Source organism: Paenibacillus sp. FSL R5-0914 (assembly GCF_038004525.1).
Lineage (GTDB): Bacteria > Bacillota > Bacilli > Paenibacillales > Paenibacillaceae > Paenibacillus_AQ.
This window is the reverse complement of sequence record NZ_JBBORH010000001.1, coordinates 2,173,119-2,190,262: the sequence shown is the minus strand read 5'-3', so window position 1 is coordinate 2,190,262 and position 17,144 is coordinate 2,173,119. Positions and strand designations below refer to the sequence as shown.

16 protein-coding genes and 1 pseudogene are annotated in these 17,144 nt (G+C 43.3%); 5 read left to right on the top strand and 12 right to left on the bottom strand.

Features of this window, described 5'->3' with window-relative positions; translation table 11 throughout:
• The first annotated feature begins 558 nt into the window (after positions 1-558).
• Entirely contained in the window at positions 559-1,380 is an 822-nt protein-coding gene (locus tag MKX60_RS09650) for a TerC family protein (RefSeq protein ID WP_341059628.1), read from the top strand.
• 160 nt (positions 1,381-1,540) lie between these two features.
• Here the strand turns inward: MKX60_RS09650 and MKX60_RS09645 are convergent, their stop codons facing one another.
• Entirely contained in the window at positions 1,541-3,910 is a 2,370-nt protein-coding gene (locus MKX60_RS09645; RefSeq protein WP_341059626.1) for a YcdB/YcdC domain-containing protein, read from the bottom strand.
• 171 nt (positions 3,911-4,081) lie between these two features.
• Here MKX60_RS09645 and MKX60_RS09640 point away from each other — a divergent pair, with 171 nt between their 5' ends.
• Positions 4,082-5,029 carry a serine hydrolase domain-containing protein gene (locus MKX60_RS09640; protein ID WP_341060289.1) on the top strand — a complete coding sequence of 316 codons (948 nt, stop codon included), beginning with the start codon at positions 4,082-4,084 and terminating at the stop codon, positions 5,027-5,029.
• Between the two features lie 100 nt (positions 5,030-5,129).
• On the opposite strand, the gene MKX60_RS09635 is transcribed toward MKX60_RS09640, so the two are convergent.
• The 5 genes from MKX60_RS09635 to MKX60_RS09615 form a co-directional block, all read right to left on the bottom strand.
• The gene (locus MKX60_RS09635) at positions 5,130-6,260 is read right to left on the bottom strand and encodes a low temperature requirement protein A (RefSeq protein ID WP_341059625.1); all 1,131 of its coding nucleotides are present in this window, start codon (positions 6,258-6,260) and stop codon (positions 5,130-5,132) included.
• A gap of 178 nt (positions 6,261-6,438) precedes the next feature.
• Entirely contained in the window at positions 6,439-7,191 is a 753-nt protein-coding gene (locus MKX60_RS09630; RefSeq protein ID WP_042191349.1) for an ABC transporter permease, read from the bottom strand.
• Positions 7,185-7,961, bottom strand: a complete 777-nt coding sequence (locus tag MKX60_RS09625; RefSeq protein WP_341059623.1) for an ABC transporter ATP-binding protein — start codon at positions 7,959-7,961, stop codon at positions 7,185-7,187. The genes MKX60_RS09630 and MKX60_RS09625 overlap by 7 nt, the downstream gene beginning before the upstream one ends.
• Entirely contained in the window at positions 7,942-8,934 is a 993-nt protein-coding gene (locus MKX60_RS09620; protein ID WP_339243355.1) for an ABC transporter substrate-binding protein, read from the bottom strand. The genes MKX60_RS09625 and MKX60_RS09620 overlap by 20 nt, the downstream gene beginning before the upstream one ends.
• A 243-nt stretch (positions 8,935-9,177) precedes the next feature.
• Complete coding sequence (locus MKX60_RS09615) at positions 9,178-10,575, bottom strand: aminotransferase-like domain-containing protein (protein ID WP_341059622.1); 1,398 nt, start codon at positions 10,573-10,575, stop codon at positions 9,178-9,180.
• Positions 10,576-10,677: 102 nt separating this feature from the next.
• Between MKX60_RS09615 and MKX60_RS09610 the strand changes: the two genes are divergently transcribed.
• The 3 genes from MKX60_RS09610 to MKX60_RS09600 all read left to right on the top strand — a co-directional run bounded on the left by MKX60_RS09610 (position 10,678) and on the right by MKX60_RS09600 (position 12,214).
• On the top strand, positions 10,678-11,388 hold the full coding sequence (locus tag MKX60_RS09610; protein ID WP_076286038.1) for an AzlC family ABC transporter permease: 711 nt from the start codon (positions 10,678-10,680) through the stop codon (positions 11,386-11,388).
• On the top strand, positions 11,385-11,711 hold the full coding sequence (locus MKX60_RS09605) for a branched-chain amino acid transporter permease (RefSeq protein WP_042191355.1): 327 nt from the start codon (positions 11,385-11,387) through the stop codon (positions 11,709-11,711). Before MKX60_RS09610 ends, MKX60_RS09605 begins: the two co-directional genes overlap by 4 nt.
• Before the next feature lie 293 nt (positions 11,712-12,004).
• Positions 12,005-12,214: a hypothetical protein gene (locus MKX60_RS09600; RefSeq protein ID WP_081383030.1), complete on the top strand. Its 210-nt coding sequence runs from the start codon at positions 12,005-12,007 to the stop codon at positions 12,212-12,214.
• A gap of 106 nt (positions 12,215-12,320) precedes the next feature.
• Here the strand turns inward: MKX60_RS09600 and MKX60_RS09595 are convergent.
• The 6 genes and pseudogenes from MKX60_RS09595 to MKX60_RS09570 form a co-directional block, all read right to left on the bottom strand.
• Positions 12,321-12,465 (bottom strand): annotated as a pseudogene (locus MKX60_RS09595) (LuxR C-terminal-related transcriptional regulator); the annotation flags it as partial.
• A 2-nt stretch (positions 12,466-12,467) separates the two neighbouring features.
• Positions 12,468-13,181, bottom strand: coding sequence for a GntR family transcriptional regulator (locus tag MKX60_RS09590; RefSeq protein ID WP_076286037.1), 714 nt, complete (start codon positions 13,179-13,181; stop codon positions 12,468-12,470).
• 8 nt (positions 13,182-13,189) lie between these two features.
• Positions 13,190-14,206 (bottom strand): sugar kinase, encoded by a 1,017-nt coding sequence (locus MKX60_RS09585; RefSeq protein ID WP_042191359.1) that lies wholly within the window; start codon positions 14,204-14,206, stop codon positions 13,190-13,192.
• Complete coding sequence (dagF, locus tag MKX60_RS09580) at positions 14,199-14,951, bottom strand: 2-dehydro-3-deoxy-phosphogluconate aldolase (protein WP_042191361.1); 753 nt, start codon at positions 14,949-14,951, stop codon at positions 14,199-14,201. The genes MKX60_RS09585 and dagF overlap by 8 nt, the downstream gene beginning before the upstream one ends.
• Before the next feature lies 1 nt (position 14,952).
• Positions 14,953-16,056: a DgaE family pyridoxal phosphate-dependent ammonia lyase gene (locus tag MKX60_RS09575; RefSeq protein WP_341059621.1), complete on the bottom strand. Its 1,104-nt coding sequence runs from the start codon at positions 16,054-16,056 to the stop codon at positions 14,953-14,955.
• Positions 16,022-17,134, bottom strand: a complete 1,113-nt coding sequence (locus tag MKX60_RS09570) for an amidohydrolase/deacetylase family metallohydrolase (RefSeq protein WP_341059619.1) — start codon at positions 17,132-17,134, stop codon at positions 16,022-16,024. Before MKX60_RS09570 ends, MKX60_RS09575 begins: the two co-directional genes overlap by 35 nt.
• Positions 17,135-17,144: the final 10 nt, after the last annotated feature.

Here is a 17,144-nt window from a genome sequence, read left to right as displayed (position 1 = left end):
GCACCTCCACGAAAACCTAATGTATACTACTCCAATTACCTATAGGAGAACATAGATATTCGTCTAGTAAGTGCCCTTTTATTTGTTATTTAAATAAACTTCTTCATTGATTATCAGCATAGATTAACAGACATACATGTACTTTTAATCTCCCTCTCAGAAAAATTAAACTCTCCTATTCGTAGCAATGCAATCCAGATTTACAGCCTCCAACATTCCCTTACTATCAACTCTTATTCCTCCAACATTTTATTGACATTAACTTTCAACTCGTATATGATCTCCTTAGGCAAAATCACAATGAATTAAATCAAAAATTTAATATATCCCGTAAAGGGGAGTAGCTGTTAAATAAAGTCGTCAATACGAGAATATGAGGATATTCTCCGGCTTTATTGGCAATTCAACATTGTTAGCGAGACCTTTACCAATCAGGTTAGACCTTTATTCCAAAGGCTAATCTGTTTGGTAAAGGTCTTTTTTATATAAAATTGGTTAAAATGGTAAGGTAAGTATCTTTTAGTAGATATTTGCATAAGAAAAGGGAGGACAACAGTAATGGATTGGGGATTATTATTAGAGTACGGCTGGGTATTACTAGTTCTTGTAGCACTTGAAGGACTACTAGCCGCAGATAACGCACTGGTATTGGCAATTATGGTTAAACACCTTCCTGATGAGGAAAGAAAAAAAGCACTATTCTACGGATTAGCCGGAGCCTTCGTGTTCCGCTTCGGTTCACTATTTGTCATCTCTTACCTGGTTGATATTTGGCAAGTACAAGCCATCGGCGCACTTTATTTACTGTTTATCGCGGGGAACCATATCTTCCGAAAACTATTAATCAAGAAGCCCGTTACGGATGAAGCAGCTGAAAGCGGTACGGGCGGTGCAGTCAACAAAAAGAAATCCAGCTTTTGGTTTACTGTCTTTAAAGTAGAAGTTGCTGACATCGCCTTCGCGGTGGATTCCATCCTAGCCGCAGTTGCACTTGCGGTTGCACTACCTGCAAGTGGTCTTCCAAAAATCGGAGGCCTTGACGGTGGACAATTCCTCGTCATCTTTGCCGGCGGATTTATCGGATTGGTCATTATGCGTTTTGCAGCTTCCTTCTTCGTTAAGCTGCTGCACACCCGTCCAGGTCTTGAAATTGCAGCCTTCTTCATCGTAGGCTGGGTCGGCGTTAAGCTCGCAGTCATTACCTTGGCACACCCTTCACTTGGTGTTCTTTCCGAGGATTTCGCGCATAGTACCATTTGGAAGGTTACCTTCTATGTTGTACTCGTGCTCATCGCTGCAATCGGTTGGTTTATGAGCAGCAAGGTAGAAGAGAACGCTAACGAGAATCCAGTTAAAGAAGTAGATAAACAGCTCCAGTAATTGTATTTGAATAGCAAAAACAAATATAACCCGAAAGACACACCCCTTCTGTAAAGGTGTTTGTCTTTCGGGTTGTTTTCTTTTACTCCCTATTTTGCTCCTCATACAGAAAAGCCTGCTTCCACCATCAAATGGGAAGCAGGCTCTGCATTATATATTCTTATTGACCAATGATCTGATCAGTCTTACCTTGCAGTTCCACTAGCTTCATAATCACCGTAGCCGCCAGTGCTTTCGTTACCGTCTGCTGCGGATTAAACTTGCCGTTGTCATCCTTTAGGATTCCCAATTTCACAACAAGAGCCACTGCACCCTTATTGTTTATAGATGCACTATCACTGAACTGACTTACCGTTACATCTTTATCAAGATAGGCTGTGAGTTTGTTGTATTTCAAAAAATTAGCCAGCTGAACAGCAAGCTGTTCCCGGGTTAACTTACTATCAATTTGCAGGCTTTGATCCTTGTTGATCCACTTACGATCTGCTGCATAAGTAACAACATCATAATATGAATTCTCAGGCTTCACACCTGCCACAGTTTTCCGTTCATTATTAGCAATATAACTGCTGAAATTCGGATTAGAAGCCTTGGCAAGATAGGTTAACCAATCGCCAACTGTTATTTCTTGATCTGGGTTTACTTTACCATCGGCATCCGGAGTAATCACATGATATTTTACTAATTCTGATAAGGGTTGTTCTGCTGCATGACCTTTGATATCCGTTGCAGATATTTGAGCATCTTGCTGACCGAGGTAATCATAGACCGCTACCCATTTTCCAGTGGCTGCATCTAAAACCTGATATAATCCATTAGATTCATCAAAAGTTTTATCATATACCAGCTTCACCTTTGGCGCGGCATAGCTATTATAACTATAGTATCCACCAACCTGAGTATACTTCAGCTTAGTCTGATATTTAGGTTTATAACTTTCGAGCGCTTCCTTCTTGGAAATTGTTGCATCAGGAGATAATGTGATTTCATCGATACCGTTTATCCGATTCCCCATGTAAGAAATCAGTCTGCCGTAAAGATCCAAGCTTACCGTAAGGGTACTGTCACTCACAGGAATGCCTTGATGATATCTAATAAACTGATATCTAAATCCTGATCCGTCTGAAGTAACGTTTGAGTTATCTCCATATTCTACAAGCTTTAGCTTCTGACTCGCCTGAGGATATAGGCTATTTATTATACTAAGTACTTTAGTCTTAGCTTCGGCCTCACTAAGCTTCTTCCCTCCAGCAGGGGCCGCCTCTTCCTTCTTCTTATCCTGAGTAGCACCATAAGCTTGAACCTGGTACTGTAATATTTCACCGGTCTTTGCATCGATCTCGGCAGAGGATTGTTCTGGAAAGCCAGCCCCAATGTAGCGTTCATTTCCACTAGCCCCACCCCAGTATAACTGCCAGATCTTCCGATCTGTATCCTGATAGTCATTTCTCAAGCTTTGGGAGATCAATTTACGATCTGCTGGAATATATGCAACCTTCTTTACAAGCTGTTCCGCTTCTTTTGCAGTAAGCTCTGTAGTTGAAGTTCTTGCTTGAAAGACATCCTTGCTCTTTGCTACATCTGAATACACGACTGCGGTAGATACGGATTCTTTTCCTTCATAATCTATTCTCTTGCCTGTCAATGCATCGATAGGATATAGAGACTGATCCACTGGACGCCAGCCTAGAATCCAGTTGTTAGGTTTTCCGTTCTTATAAGTAGGAATGTAAAAAAGGCCTACATCAAACTGTTCCGCAAATTGCTTCTGTGCTTGCTCCAAGGTAATCTTCGGCTGTGCAGATGGATACTCAAGCCCTTGAGAAAACTTAGAGAATTGAATTACATTACCGTTGCCATCCACGGCTATATTAATGTTATCCGATCCAGAAGGAAGACCATTCTTCATGACACTGAAGTAATAGCTGTATTGAACAGGACCGAATAAAGAGTTCGAAAAATAATTATAACCAGCATTCTCATTTAATTGCAGATCACTGCTCTTAACCGATGAGGCTGCCTTAGTCACAAAAGCCTTGGCGATCTCCAGTGCCTGAGTCTGCGATACTTTCGGTGGATAATAGGATTCGTTATTCTCACGAGGGTATGAAATATACGTACTGATGATATCTCCATTAATGGCATCTACCTCACTGCTAAAGCCATATCCCATACTCCCCTCTTGAATCTGCCACTGAATATTCCAGATCATTTGATTTGCTGGAGGGGGGTAGCTTTGATTAGATCCCAGTTGTACATTGTTTACCGTTGCATCTTTTAGGGATGGGAATAATTCTTTTAGCTTCGCAATCGCTTGCTCCTGCGTGAATTTCACTTTTGTAAGATCTGCCTCAGAGTTCGTTGTAGTCACCGGCGCTTGTGTGCTAACCTGTGTTACCGTAGTGTTGCTACTAACAGATGTAGAATCGGCTGCGGCCAAGCCAGGGGGTAATAATAACGCGAGCGCCACTGAAGTAATCAATACCGTTTTAGCTGTCTGATGAACAAAGTGAGTGTTATTGCTTTTCAAAAGAATTCATCCTCCTCTAACACGTGATTCATAACATTATACAGATAATTACTTATATTTTCCATATTTAATTAACGACAGGAAATTACAAGGTTTATGTAATGCACCCTATATAAGCTATAATGGTAGGCAGCTACAGCTTCAACTCATCTATGAAAGGGGGCCATTCACATTACTGATTGGAACCTTCAGCCGCTTATAGACGGTATTACTGGCCTAGAAATTCGCAGTTGTCTAATCATTCAACATGGAAAACCTATACTGGAGCATTATCGCGAGCCAGAAATCGCTAAGGAGCTAGGTAAAATTAACTCATGCACCAAAAGCGTGCTCGCCGCCTTAGTCAGCATAGCCATAGATAAACAAATGGTTCCACCACCGGATACACCCATTTCTCTATTTTTCCCTTCATTAAAAGAGGATCAAGATCCACGAAAAAGAGAGATCACTATCCGTCACTTATTAACGATGACCGCAGGCTTTAACTGGACAGAATTTGGGGGGCAAAATTCCTTTCCGACTATGACTAGAACCGCAGACTGGATAAAGTTTGTGCTCGCCCAGCCGCTATCTCATAAGCCAGGCACTGAGATGAACTATAACTCCGGCTGCTCCCAGATTTTATCCGCTATCCTGCGTGAATGTTCTGGACAAGACGTTGCAGCATTTGCTGAAGATCAGCTATTTCAGCCGCTTGGCATCGAAAGCTATCGCTGGGACAGTGATCCACAAGGCATACATACTGGTGGGTTTGGCCTTTATATGATGCCTGAGGATATGCTGAAATTTGGTCTCCTTTATTTGCAAGAAGGGCGCTGGAAGGATCAACAGCTCATTCATTCGGGTACTGTTCAGAAGTCCACTCGCCCCTATGTCGCAGCCACGCTACCACAGAAGGGCTTCTACGGATGGCACTGGTGGGTATCATCATTCAATGCAGGTACGGAGCAGCAGCCAAAGGAGATCCCTTATTATTTTGCGCTTGGCTTCATGGGCCAGCATATTATTGTGGTTCCATCCTATGAGCTGGTTGCAGTCATTACTGCGGATAAATACAAGAAAGGCTCACCAGCTAATGTGTTCGGCCGATTTATCGTGCCAGCGCTTCTTGGGCAATAACGACAGGGGGATACCGCACACTCCCATTATGAAAGAAGGAAGCCGGGTTGCAATGACCCGGCTTCCTTCTTCAATTTATTCAGCTTCGATACAACGAAGCTCAAGTCGTTAATTTTGCATACACAGCAAAAAATAACACCATTTCTCCAATGATCAGGTAATTGGGTATAAGGAACAACAAATCTACTGCGAAAAAAACTCCAAGTATACCTAATAATAACGCCAAATGAAATATCCCTAACCGTTGCTGTATACGTCTATATTTATGGAAGACCAGTGAGGTAGAGAAGAAGTAGAGCAGGACCGATCCAAAAATAAAACATACCATAAATGTGTAATTTAATTGTTCTAAAAATAGCAGTTGGATTGAAGCTGCAATCATGCTTAAGGTTACATAAATAAATAAATGCCCATAAATTATAGTTTGCCCGGCAGTCTCTATGGTTTTGTCCACTTTCTTTTCAACATTATCAAAGTATTGCCACCACATAGCTATAATTAATAGAAAAGTTAATAATGCAAATAAAATAGATTGCCACGTCCAGTGGCTAGACTGTAAGACTGCAAGTATACTGACCACAGATTCGCCAAGCAGAATAAGGGTAAACAACGAGAAACGTTCTAATAAATGATGAGTGTTTATCGGGCTTTTCACCAAGTATCTCCGACCGATTAATGGAAGCAAAATGTCTATAGTAATTCCTGTATACAAAACTACATAACGTATCCAAGAGTCAAAGAAAAGTGATAAAGCAGAGATCACTAATCCAATCCAAAAACGACTTCCCAGATAACGGGCAGTGTCCTTTCTATCAGCTGCTTCATTCTTATTTACCGTAAGATATTGAATGGCAGTCATAGCTCTTAAGCCAACATAACCGATTAGAAATGGCATATAGTATTGATCAAAGTTAACCGATAAGCTGGCCGTCATTATTAATACAAAAAATAATTGTAGAATCAGAAATATTCGGTGTGAAAAGATGTCCTGTCCAAACCGATTTACAAAAAGCGATTGTCCCACCCAGGCCCACCAGATCGGAATGAATATTAAGATAAATTTAGATAAATATTCAAGTGGAATTGTACCCGCCTCTACATGCAACAAGATATGACTCGCTTTTGAAACTGCAGCTACAAAAAGCAGATCATAAAATAGTTCCAGCCAGGTAACTTTCTTCTCAGCAAAGGATGCTGTGCCGTACTCAAATCCCGATGTGCGCTTATTCATCGTTTTACTCCCTTAGTTTGGATGTGTATCCAATACAGTTTATCGAATACTTATCCATCTTAACCGAATTGATATACTAATTTGAAGCCCCTTTGTTTCCACTCTAAAATCACAAAAAAAAAGCTCCCCCTTGCCTAAAATCGACAAAGGAAAGCTATAGTTAAATCTCCAACTACATTTAATTCCGCCACTTCATAAACTTGTAATCAAGATAATCAACAAGTAAGAAGAGGACAAACCCCACCAAGCTGAACAGCATAATTCCCGCATACATCTCCGGATAATCCAGTCTTAACCAAGCATCCATAATGAAGAAGCCCATGCCATGCTCAGTTCCATAAATCTCCGTGAAAAAGAGTACAGATATCGCTGTTCCCAGTGAAATACGAATCGTACTCAGAATGACCGACAGTGCACCTGGCAGTGTCACATGCCAGAATTTCTGCACTGTACTTGCCCCTATACTCGTTAAGACATCATAGGTATTCTCAGGAATAGCCTTCACACCATCCCTAACGGAGATAATAATCTGGAACAAGAGAATCAGCATGATCATTAAGATTTTGGACGTTTCACCAAGCCCGAAGAATAGCATCACAACGGGAAGCAGGGCGATTTTGGGAACAGGATAGGTCAAGTAGACCACAGGGTCAAGCAGCTTATTCCAGGTCAGCGAACGTCCCATCAGAAGACCAATGAGCAGTCCAATGATTAACGCCAGCACTACCCCTGCAAAAATTCTGAACAAGCTATATCCTACATTTAAAGCAATTTCCTGCCCACCTAAGTGAAACATAGCGTTATATACAGCGAATGGACTCGGCAAAATCGAATGATTCATAAGCAAATAGGCAATATACCAAACCACATTCATACAAAAGAACACAAACAACAGTCTTATTATGTGATGAATCCGATTTTTTCTCACCATATCTCCTGCATTACCTTTCTGATTCGCTTAGTCTGCTCAAAGAAATCTACACTGTCCCGCTTATCTTCATGCTTCATCTGAAACACTAATTGATTATCGATCATTTCCGGAGCTTCTTTTTTATTAGACGGCATAACAATAATTTTCTGCCCCAGCAGAATAGCTTCTTCCACATCATGGGTAACAAATAAGGTAGTCGCCGGATGCGCTGACCAGTTATCCAAAAAGAGAATCTGCAGCGTTTCCCTAGTAATCGCATCCAGTGCGGAGAATGGCTCGTCCAGCAGTAAAATAGTGGGCAAAATGGCGAACGCTCTGGCGATTGCCACTCTTTGCTGCTGTCCTCCACTGAGTGATAGAGGATAACGATCAGCTAAATCATAGATTCCCATCGATGACAGCCACTGATTAATCTGATTCTCCCGTTCTTGCTTGGATGTGCTCGCAGTATGCGAGATTTTCATCGCGATTTGAATATTATCATGTACAGTCTTCCATGGAAGAAGCCCGTAGTTTTGCGGTACCAGGCCGATCAGATTTTCTTTATCATGCACGGATTTTTCATTAAAAACAATTTGCCCCATATAGCTTGGCAGCAAGCCCGCAATCGCCCGTAATAAAGTTGATTTTCCGCTGCCAGAGGGTCCGATGATCGTGTAAATCCCATGCTCCGGTAAAGATAGATCCATCTTTCCTAAGGCCAGTTGACCTGTCTTGTACTCTACTTTAAGACCCTTAATGACGAGTCCCTTATTTTTTGAATTGGACATCAGAAATCACATCTTCAGCCGAGATATTTTTGCTAAGCAAACCTTTTTCCCGTGCCCATGCAAATGCGGCTTCTACTTCTTTCACATCCACTTGATTGGCAGGGACATAATCAGGTACCTTGATCTCATCTTTCAACGTTTCTGGATAACCAACTTCTTTGATCACAAGATCGATATATTCGGATTGATCATGAGATTTCATATACGCTACAGCCTCGTCATAAGCAGCATACATGTTGCGAATCGCATCTGCCTTAGCATCAATAGCGGTTTGTGGGAAAGCCAGTACAAATGGATTCACTCCCGCTGTATGCGTGGAGCTAAGCACGCGCAAGCCTGAAGCTTTACCCATAGTTACAAATGGTTCAGGTAAAATAGCTGCATCTGCCTTATTGTTCTTAAGCAATTCTAAACGGGTAGGGATTTGTGGAACCTCAGTTACCGTAATATCATCTTCCGTTAAACCCGCTTGTTTCAGCATCATTGCCACAGTATATTGTGTGGAGGTATTTTTGGACAAAATCACGGTTTTTCCTTTCAGATCCTTCACATCTTGGATGGCGTCATTCCCAGTCAATAAATCGAATTCACCAAAAGTTGTGCTAGTGATCTTCACATCCAGCCCGGCTTCATTGTAGATAGAAATTGCAACCAAATCAGCACTGATACCCTCTAACTTGCCTGCTTGAAAAGCGACATCACGGTCTTTTGCACTCTTGAACGTTTGGATATCTAGGTTCACTCCATGCTTCTTATCAAAACCTTGCTCATGAGCAATTACAAAAGGAATCGCATCAATCGAAGGCAGTAAACCAAGCGACAAAGTAACAGCTTCTTTTGAGGCCTCTGCTGCGTTACCCTCTGTCGATGCTGTATTCGTGTTATTCTTTGAACCACAACCTACTGCAAGTACAGCGACGACAACGACCATCATCGACAACATCAACATTCTTTTTAATGCTTTTTTCTTCATAAACTCTCCTACCTCCATTAATCTTTCTATAGTAGACATGCCCCTATTCTTTGCAATCTGCAAAAGAGCATGCAAAAAGCCCTTAAGCTGTTCCAGGACGCTTCAGGTATTGTAATTTTACATCAGTCATCACAGCTTGTATATTCATAAATTTAAATAGTTATATTTATCACATACTAAGATGCAAAAAATCCGAATCAGCCCACAGAGAATCTCTCTGCAAGCTGAGCTTTCAGACACATCCTAGTCTAAGGACATATGTTGCTTCAGAATCTTCAGTCCAGTGTCCAGCTCATCCAATGAGGATGACGACGATAAGGCTACACGTACATACTTGTCCGGTGTGCTGGCACCACTAAGAAACCAATCGGAATGGAATATTCGAACGCCTTGTTGTAACAGTTCTGACTCCAGTTCAGCGGCTGTACGGTATCCTGATAAGGGAATCCATTTAAAAAAACTTAAGGGGTGCCCTTCGGCTGCTTTTTGTGGAAAATATGTCGAAAATAGCTTGTTCGCAGCTTGGACCAGTTCTTTTTTATATGCGACAATCTCAGCAGCACTACCCGATACAATAAGCTCAGAAATAATCTCGGCATCTAGGGAGGATGTCTTCACATTAATATTGAAAATAGCCCGCTCAATTCTCTCTTTGAATTTCTCTCCAAATACGATATAAGCGATCCTAAGTCCAGAGCAAATAGATTTTGTCGTACTGCTAATATAGATGGTCTGATCAGGAAGCAATGAGTACATCGGTTGTTTGTATTCTTCTAAATGACCTGCCGTTAAGAACGCATGAATATCATCTTCTATGAGCAGCAAGTTATGTTTCTGGATAACGTTAGCAATTTCACGCTTCCGCCCATCAGTCATCATAACGGTTGTAGGATTTGTACAAGAAGGCATCAGGAATATACCACGTATATCCAGCAGCTGGCACTGGTTATCCAGCACTTGTGGTAGCATTCCAGAGGCATCGCCTGGAATCGGAACAAGCTGAATACGATACATTCGGGCAAGCTCAATAAAATTAGAATAGGTGAATACATCAACGGCAATCCGTTGTCCAGGTTCGAAGAGAGCAAATAACGTAATGACCAACGCATTCAGGCCACCGGATGCAATTGCGATGTTATTGATATTTGCCTGTATCCCAAATGCTTGCATCCATGATAGGCCTGCCAGTTTATGATGTGGCATTCCTGTAGGATCATTGTAATTTAATAGTTCCTCTATATTGCCTCTATGCATAACCCTTCTTGCGACCTGAGCTACGATCGAGTTACTCTGCTCAAACGAAGCAACTAGCCCCAGATCAATACAGTCATGAGAAATTTTGTCCTTCGATATTGCTATCGAGCGCGTTGCATTCGTTGCCACAAAGGTACCACTTCCTGTAATAGCATAGATGAGTCCTTTAGCTTCGCATAGCTTATAAGCGCGTGTAATTGTTGTGAAATTAACATCTAAAAAATCCGCTAGCTCACGTTGAGGGGGAAGCTTCGTTCCGGGTACCAAAAGACCGCTAGCTATATCTTGTTCAAGTAATGAGGCTATGGAATGATAGATCGGACGCTTCAGCGTATGTCTGTCAGGTCGCCACGACATCGGGTAATTAACAAAAGAATTGATCGGCATATTGTCCTCCCACAAAATTGTAATCCATACAATTATACCGTTGATTGTATGGATTCGCACTGCTACAATGACATGGACATAAGCTAAGGGGTTGTAAGTAACATGCGTAACAATAACAAACTTTATGTAGCATTCCGCACCGCGGCTCCTGCTACCTTTCCCATTCTTGCCGCTTTTTTATTTTTGGGGATCGCCTACGGAATTTACATGAATGTATCAGGGTTTCATGTGATCTATACCTTTCTAATGAGCTCGCTTATTTATGCTGGATCGGTGGAATTTCTAACGGTTCACTTGTTATTAGGTGCTTATCATCCATTAAGTGCATTATTGTTTGCTTTAATGGTTAATGCACGACATCTATTTTATGGCATATCTATGCTGGAGAAGTTTAAAGGTACGGGGCTGAAGAAGCTTTATTTGATTTTTGGTCTCTGTGATGAATCATTCACCATCAATTATTCCGCGAAGATCCCTGAAGGAGTGGATCGCGGTTGGTATATGTTCTTCGTCACGCTGCTAAATCATTGCTATTGGGTCGTAGGCGCTTGTATCGGGGGAGTATTCGGATCGATTTTTCACATGAATATGGAAGGTCTCGAATTTGTGATGACAGCACTATTCGTTGTTATCTTTATTGAGCAATGGAAGAGTGGATCGACCCATAGAAGTGCTCTAGTAGGCGTTGTTATCTCCATACTGTGCCTTATCATATTTGGACGTGACAGCTTCATGATCCCCGCAATGATCCTGATTATTGCAGCACTTACGATCACTCGTAAACAACAGGAACCGGTAGGTGAAACCGCATGACGATGTCTACTTTTCAGCAGATCATTACAATTGCCATGGTTGTGCTAGGCACGATGATGACACGTTTTATTCCGTTCATTATTTTCCCACCGGGACGTCCAACCCCAAAGTACATTCAATACCTAGGTAGAGTTCTTCCATCAGCAACGATTGGACTCCTTGTTATTTATAGCCTAAAGAACACTAACGTATTGTCCGGTAATCACGGATTACCGGAGCTAATATCCGTCGCAATCGTCGCGTTGCTTCATCTCTGGCGAAGAAATATGCTATTATCCATAGCATTCGGTACAATCGCTTATATGGTATTGATTCAGATATAAGAAATTTATGTAGGTCTTATCAACCGTACAGTACTATATAACTACAATTATAACATTAACCTCCATTATTTATCGATCATTCAAGACTACGATAATCCGCAAGAAGCTTGTAGCGGCTACAAAAAACTACACAAGCTTCATCCGACGCGTGAGTTGTATGTATTTCATACGAGCAGAAACGACGTTGAGGTTATAGAAGAATTTTTTTTAGAAGTGCGGCAACCGTCTTTGATACCGATGCATTAGCTGTAATAGGCATCCATATTGATTTTATTAATGGACGAGCAAAACGAATGTATGGGGTTGGGGGGACTAGCGAAATTTGCTATGAGCAGCAGATTCCTGACATACTCATTGAACTTATTACTTTGACTGATTTACCAATTCAGCTTGGTTCGATACAAGAGCCTTATGGCTTTGATGGAATTGTTGGTATTGATTTTATGATAAGAGCTAAATGCAAGGTTGATTTTGACACCATGAATATCGATCTTAAACACTAAACCAAGCGATAACATCCATCAGTGGACAGCAATCGCTTGGTTTTAGTTTTCCTCTACAACAAAAAACCTCCCCACACCCGTAAAGGTGGAGAAGGTATAAATGCGTCACTTTTAGCTCCCCAAGCCTAATCAGCTCGACAACCGCTTGTGAACGGCCTTTAACTTTCAATTTCTGCATTATGTTGGAGATGTGATTGCGTATGGTTTTCTTGCTAATGAATCATTGACCAAGCGATATCACGAGTCGTTTTAACTACACCTCATAGTTCACTACATAATTCTGCAGCTCTGTATTGTAAAAGCCTACACTATACTCAGTTACCTTGCCCAGCTCATCATAAGAATAACGAGTTCGCTTCAGCAAGGGACACTTCTTATCAAGGAGCAATATCTCCTCTACATCAGGCGGAGGAACGGCAACGGAAAATTCATCACGCAGTTTCTCTAAGGAAACGCTCCGCTCTTCAAGCAGTTCATACAAGGACTGGGCATTTAAGTCCAGTAGATCCAAATCATCCATACCATTTACTAAATAATGCGTGTAATGAACGTATGGAATATCATTGAGACTATATATGCGTTCCAAGCGTATACAACGTTCGCCGAATAAACGAAAGGCTTCGCTTTCGACTTCATTATATACTCGCTCCGCCTTCAGCCATTGCTTCCGAATTTGGTGCCCTTCATCCACTAGAATTTCCGTGAATTTTTTCCACTTGGACAGCTTGGATGATGAGGTATTACGGATCACCTTCGTCCCCTTGCCGCTCCCCTTTTCCAGAAATCCTTCTTGGACGAGCTCCTGAATGGCACCGCGTACAGTGATCTTGCTGACATTGAATTCCTGCTCTAGCTGAGGCTCGGAAGGAATATTCAATCCAATAGGATAGACTCCGTGTAGAATCCGATCCTTTATAATATTTGCAATTTGCATATATAAGGGCTTATCTTTTCGGGACAAACTCAAGAGGTTCACTACCTTTCTACATCGCCTACGGATAGAGTCATAGCTCGAAGTATATCCGCTTCTGAAGCCATGGGAGTGTCGCCCTCGACAGTATGGGCTAACATACTAGCGGCAGCGGCAAACCGTACTGTCTGCTCAGGTGTAAATCCTGTTAGCTCGCCATGCACAATTCCGCTCGTATAGGCATCTCCAGCCCCTATTCTATCATAGACGAGAAATCTCAGCGTATCCGAAAAGAAGAAGCTCTGATTCTTATAAAGAAACCCACGCAGTGAATGTGAGTTGTCGCCATGAATACTGCGATGGGTGCCTGCGATCACCGAGATATCGTAATGCTTCGCAACTGCTGGAATCAGTTCGATCAGTTGCTCTTCACGTTCAGCTTGTTCAGTGCTGATCCCCAAGATAAAGATTGCGTCCTTCTCATTCATCATTACGATATCGGCCAGCTGCAGCATCTCCTCGTAATGCGGCTTCGCTTGTGAATAGCCTTCCGGTCCCCACAAGGACGGACGATAGTTGCAATCAAAGATCACAGTCCCACCCTGCTGTTTGACAGCTCTAGCCAAGGATTTCATATGATGACGTACACTATCGTTCATAGCCAGCGTAATGCCGCAGAAATGGATCACATCCAGGCTTCGCGCAATCTCTTCATAATTATAAGTTTCCTCAGGAGCCGTATTGAAGCTACTCTCCAGACGATTGCTGTAAGTTACCTTGCTTGGACGTGCACCAAATCCGTTCTCCAAGAAATACAAGCCCAGATATTCTCCTCCTCGTATAACGAGGCTAGAAGAGATGCCCAGCTTCCGCAAATACGCGGCGGCGGCCTCTCCCAAGGAAGTAGTCGGCAAACGGGAAATCAAATAACCTTCATGCCCGAAGCGTGCCAGTGCAGCGCTGACATTAACCCCGGTACCAGAGAATGAATAGTTTAAGCTGTTTCCCTGGGATAGCAGCTGAACTCCCGGCACCTGCAGACGCATCATCACTTCTCCGAATGCCCCGATTCGTTTAGGCATATTTATCTGTCAGCCTCTTCATAATTCCAAGCAAATCACGCACATCCTGGGTCCGGGTCTGGCCCGATTCTTTATCGATAATGGATGAGTAGACATGCGGAATCACTTGTGGCACCCCTGCTTCAAGCGCAATCTCTAGTATTTCCTCGAAATTGTCCATATCAATTCCACCGGTTGGTTCGAGTGCGAACCCTGCCTCAGCACAGGCCTTAGCGACAGAGCGGTATTCCTCTTCACGGCTTAATCCCTCCATCGGGAAATACTTCAGTGCATTACCACCCATATCCCGAACAAGCGCAATTGCCGATGCTATAGGTACAATCGCCGCTTCACTCTGCGCAGCGCTGAAGACTCCTGTAGAAATATTCACATAACCAGCGTGACCAGAAGGGGCGATCATGCTGTTGATCCAACTGTCTTTCCCACCAAGATTAGCGCGTGTAGCTCCAACCACCGGGAATGCCTGGTTAATATGACTACCCGGATAATGCTTAGCAATCTCGGCCACAATTGCCGCTTGGCGATTATCCCCTGCACCTAAGCCAATGGATACCGCATCTTCAATCTCTTGACCATATTGCTTCATGGCTGTTACGGCTTCTTCTACCGACTTATAATCTTTAGAGAGCACACCGACCAGTACATAACCTTCCGCCGCTTCATAAATCTCTTTAGCATTAGCGATATCTTTAGCGAGTACATTTAATGCGGTGCGGCCCTTATAAAAACGTTGTGAAATCGTCATCTTATTGTCCCCCTATTAATTTATGAATGCTGTCTACAATCACGTGCAGATCATCCCCCAGAAGCGGCCGTGGATCAATATCGAAATATCCCTGCTTCACTCCATAATCGCGGGTATAGATCGCAATCTCGCCTTGCTGCAACCCCTCTACCAATTCCTTCGCCGTAATACCAGCCTGCTTTGGATCAACTTGAACCCGACCGCGATAGATGGCACGGCCCGCCTCGTCCTGCACAATGGTTACACGAATTCCCGGAAGATCATTCAACACCATTAATCCCTGCAAAGACGCTTTCTCGGTGTCACTCTTGTCTTCCTTGACCATGTATTCCTCTAGTGCTTGCAGCAGACCAAAGGAAGTTTCTTTACCAACCTTCATACTGCGTCCTATTCCATACAATTGGACCTTAACCCATTCCACATAATTACGTTTGCCGGCGATAATACCGGATGTAGGCCCTTCAATAGCTTTAGAACCACTATAAATCGCCAGGTCAGAGTATTTCACATATTTACAGAGATCTTCTTCCGCTGCTGCATCTACGATTAGTGGAATGCCCCTACGGTTTGCGATCTCCCATGCTTCTTCGACGGATAACATATTTTTCTGCACTGCATGGTGGGACTTCACGTACAGAATGGCAGCCGTCTGCTCACAAATGGCATCCTCTATATGCTCGGCCCGGCCTTCATTCGCATAACCGACCTCAATTAGTTTCCCACCACCTAGATAGACCATCGTTTCCACAGGAGCTCCGTACTGTACATTATGCCCCTTCAGAATGATGATTTCATTGCGTGGAATGGCTTCTTGGTGCAAACGTTCACTGCGGCGCCGATTGCCTTGGGTCACTAGCGCCGCAACGGACAATGCAATACCGCTGGAGGCTGAGTTAACGATAAGCGCTGCTTCAGCGCCGAGAATTCGTGCCGTGTAATCTCCGGCTTTATCCACCAGATCCGCTATTTCCACATAACTCTGTCCGCCTTGCTTCATCGCCTCCATCACTGTGTCAGACGGAGCCGACACCCCCAAGATACTCATTCTGCCGCTTGCATTGATTACGCGTTTAAGCCCGTATTTCGCATTTAATGAATTCCCCACCTATAACCACTCCTTTTGCATGGATTACTTTATCCGTCATTCTTTCTTCTCCTTCAGAATCCACAAGCACTGCAGACTTATGCTGCAGGGTGAAGAGAGTCAAGTTTGCAGGATCTCCCACCTGAATTCGGCCCAGCTCCGGCCTGCCCAGCCATTCCGCTGCATTGGAAGTAACCGCTGCCACAATCTCATCCAGAGCATAGCCCAAACATAGAAACTTGGAAAGTACATTAGAAATGCTAAAGACAGGTCCCTTCAATCGGTTCACTCGATAGATATCCGTGCTAATCGTATTCAATCCAATACCATTACGTTTAGCATCCTCAGCTACCTTAAAAGAGAAGCTTGCTGTTCCATGCCCCACATCCAGATGAACTCCCCGTTCAATGGCCTCAGTCAGTACCTGAAGCGGCTGACCATCCGCAGCAAACAAATTATTCTCTTTTCCGTTGAGATAATGGGTCACGATATCCTTACGCTGCAAAAGGGGCATAACCTCTCTGATATCTGGCGGTGCTGAACCGATATGTACCATTAACGGCAGGCCCGTCTCCATTGAAAGGCTTCGTGCAATACGCAGTGGTTCAATCCCGCTGGCACCCACAACGCTTTTGCTGATCCTAGCCTTTAATCCCACGATTATCTCCCCGTAGGTTCGGACGGATTGCAGGATCTTCTCCTTATCAATCCATTCCAAGTTGGACAATTCATCAATTCTTAGCAGTCCGATCCGCGAGATATTTAAGAAAGCCAGTACATTCGTCTTAGCCTGAGACGCGTCCAGAGCCAGATCACCTATCCGATCCGCCCCGCAGCTACCGGCATCGACTAGAGTGGTCACCCCTTGCCGGACACCGATCTCATCGATCTCGTCACCATACGGATCAAATTCGCGAAAGGCATGCACATGCATATCGATCCAGCCACTGGATACGTACGCGCCTGAACCTTCCCACTCCTGCTCCCCATGCGCCTCACCTGCCGGGGTGATCTCAGCGATCTTGCCATTTTCGATTACAATGTCGATCTCTTCTCCGCTTACTCGTTTCACCTGACGGAGCACGTATCTTTCATCCATTGTTCTCACC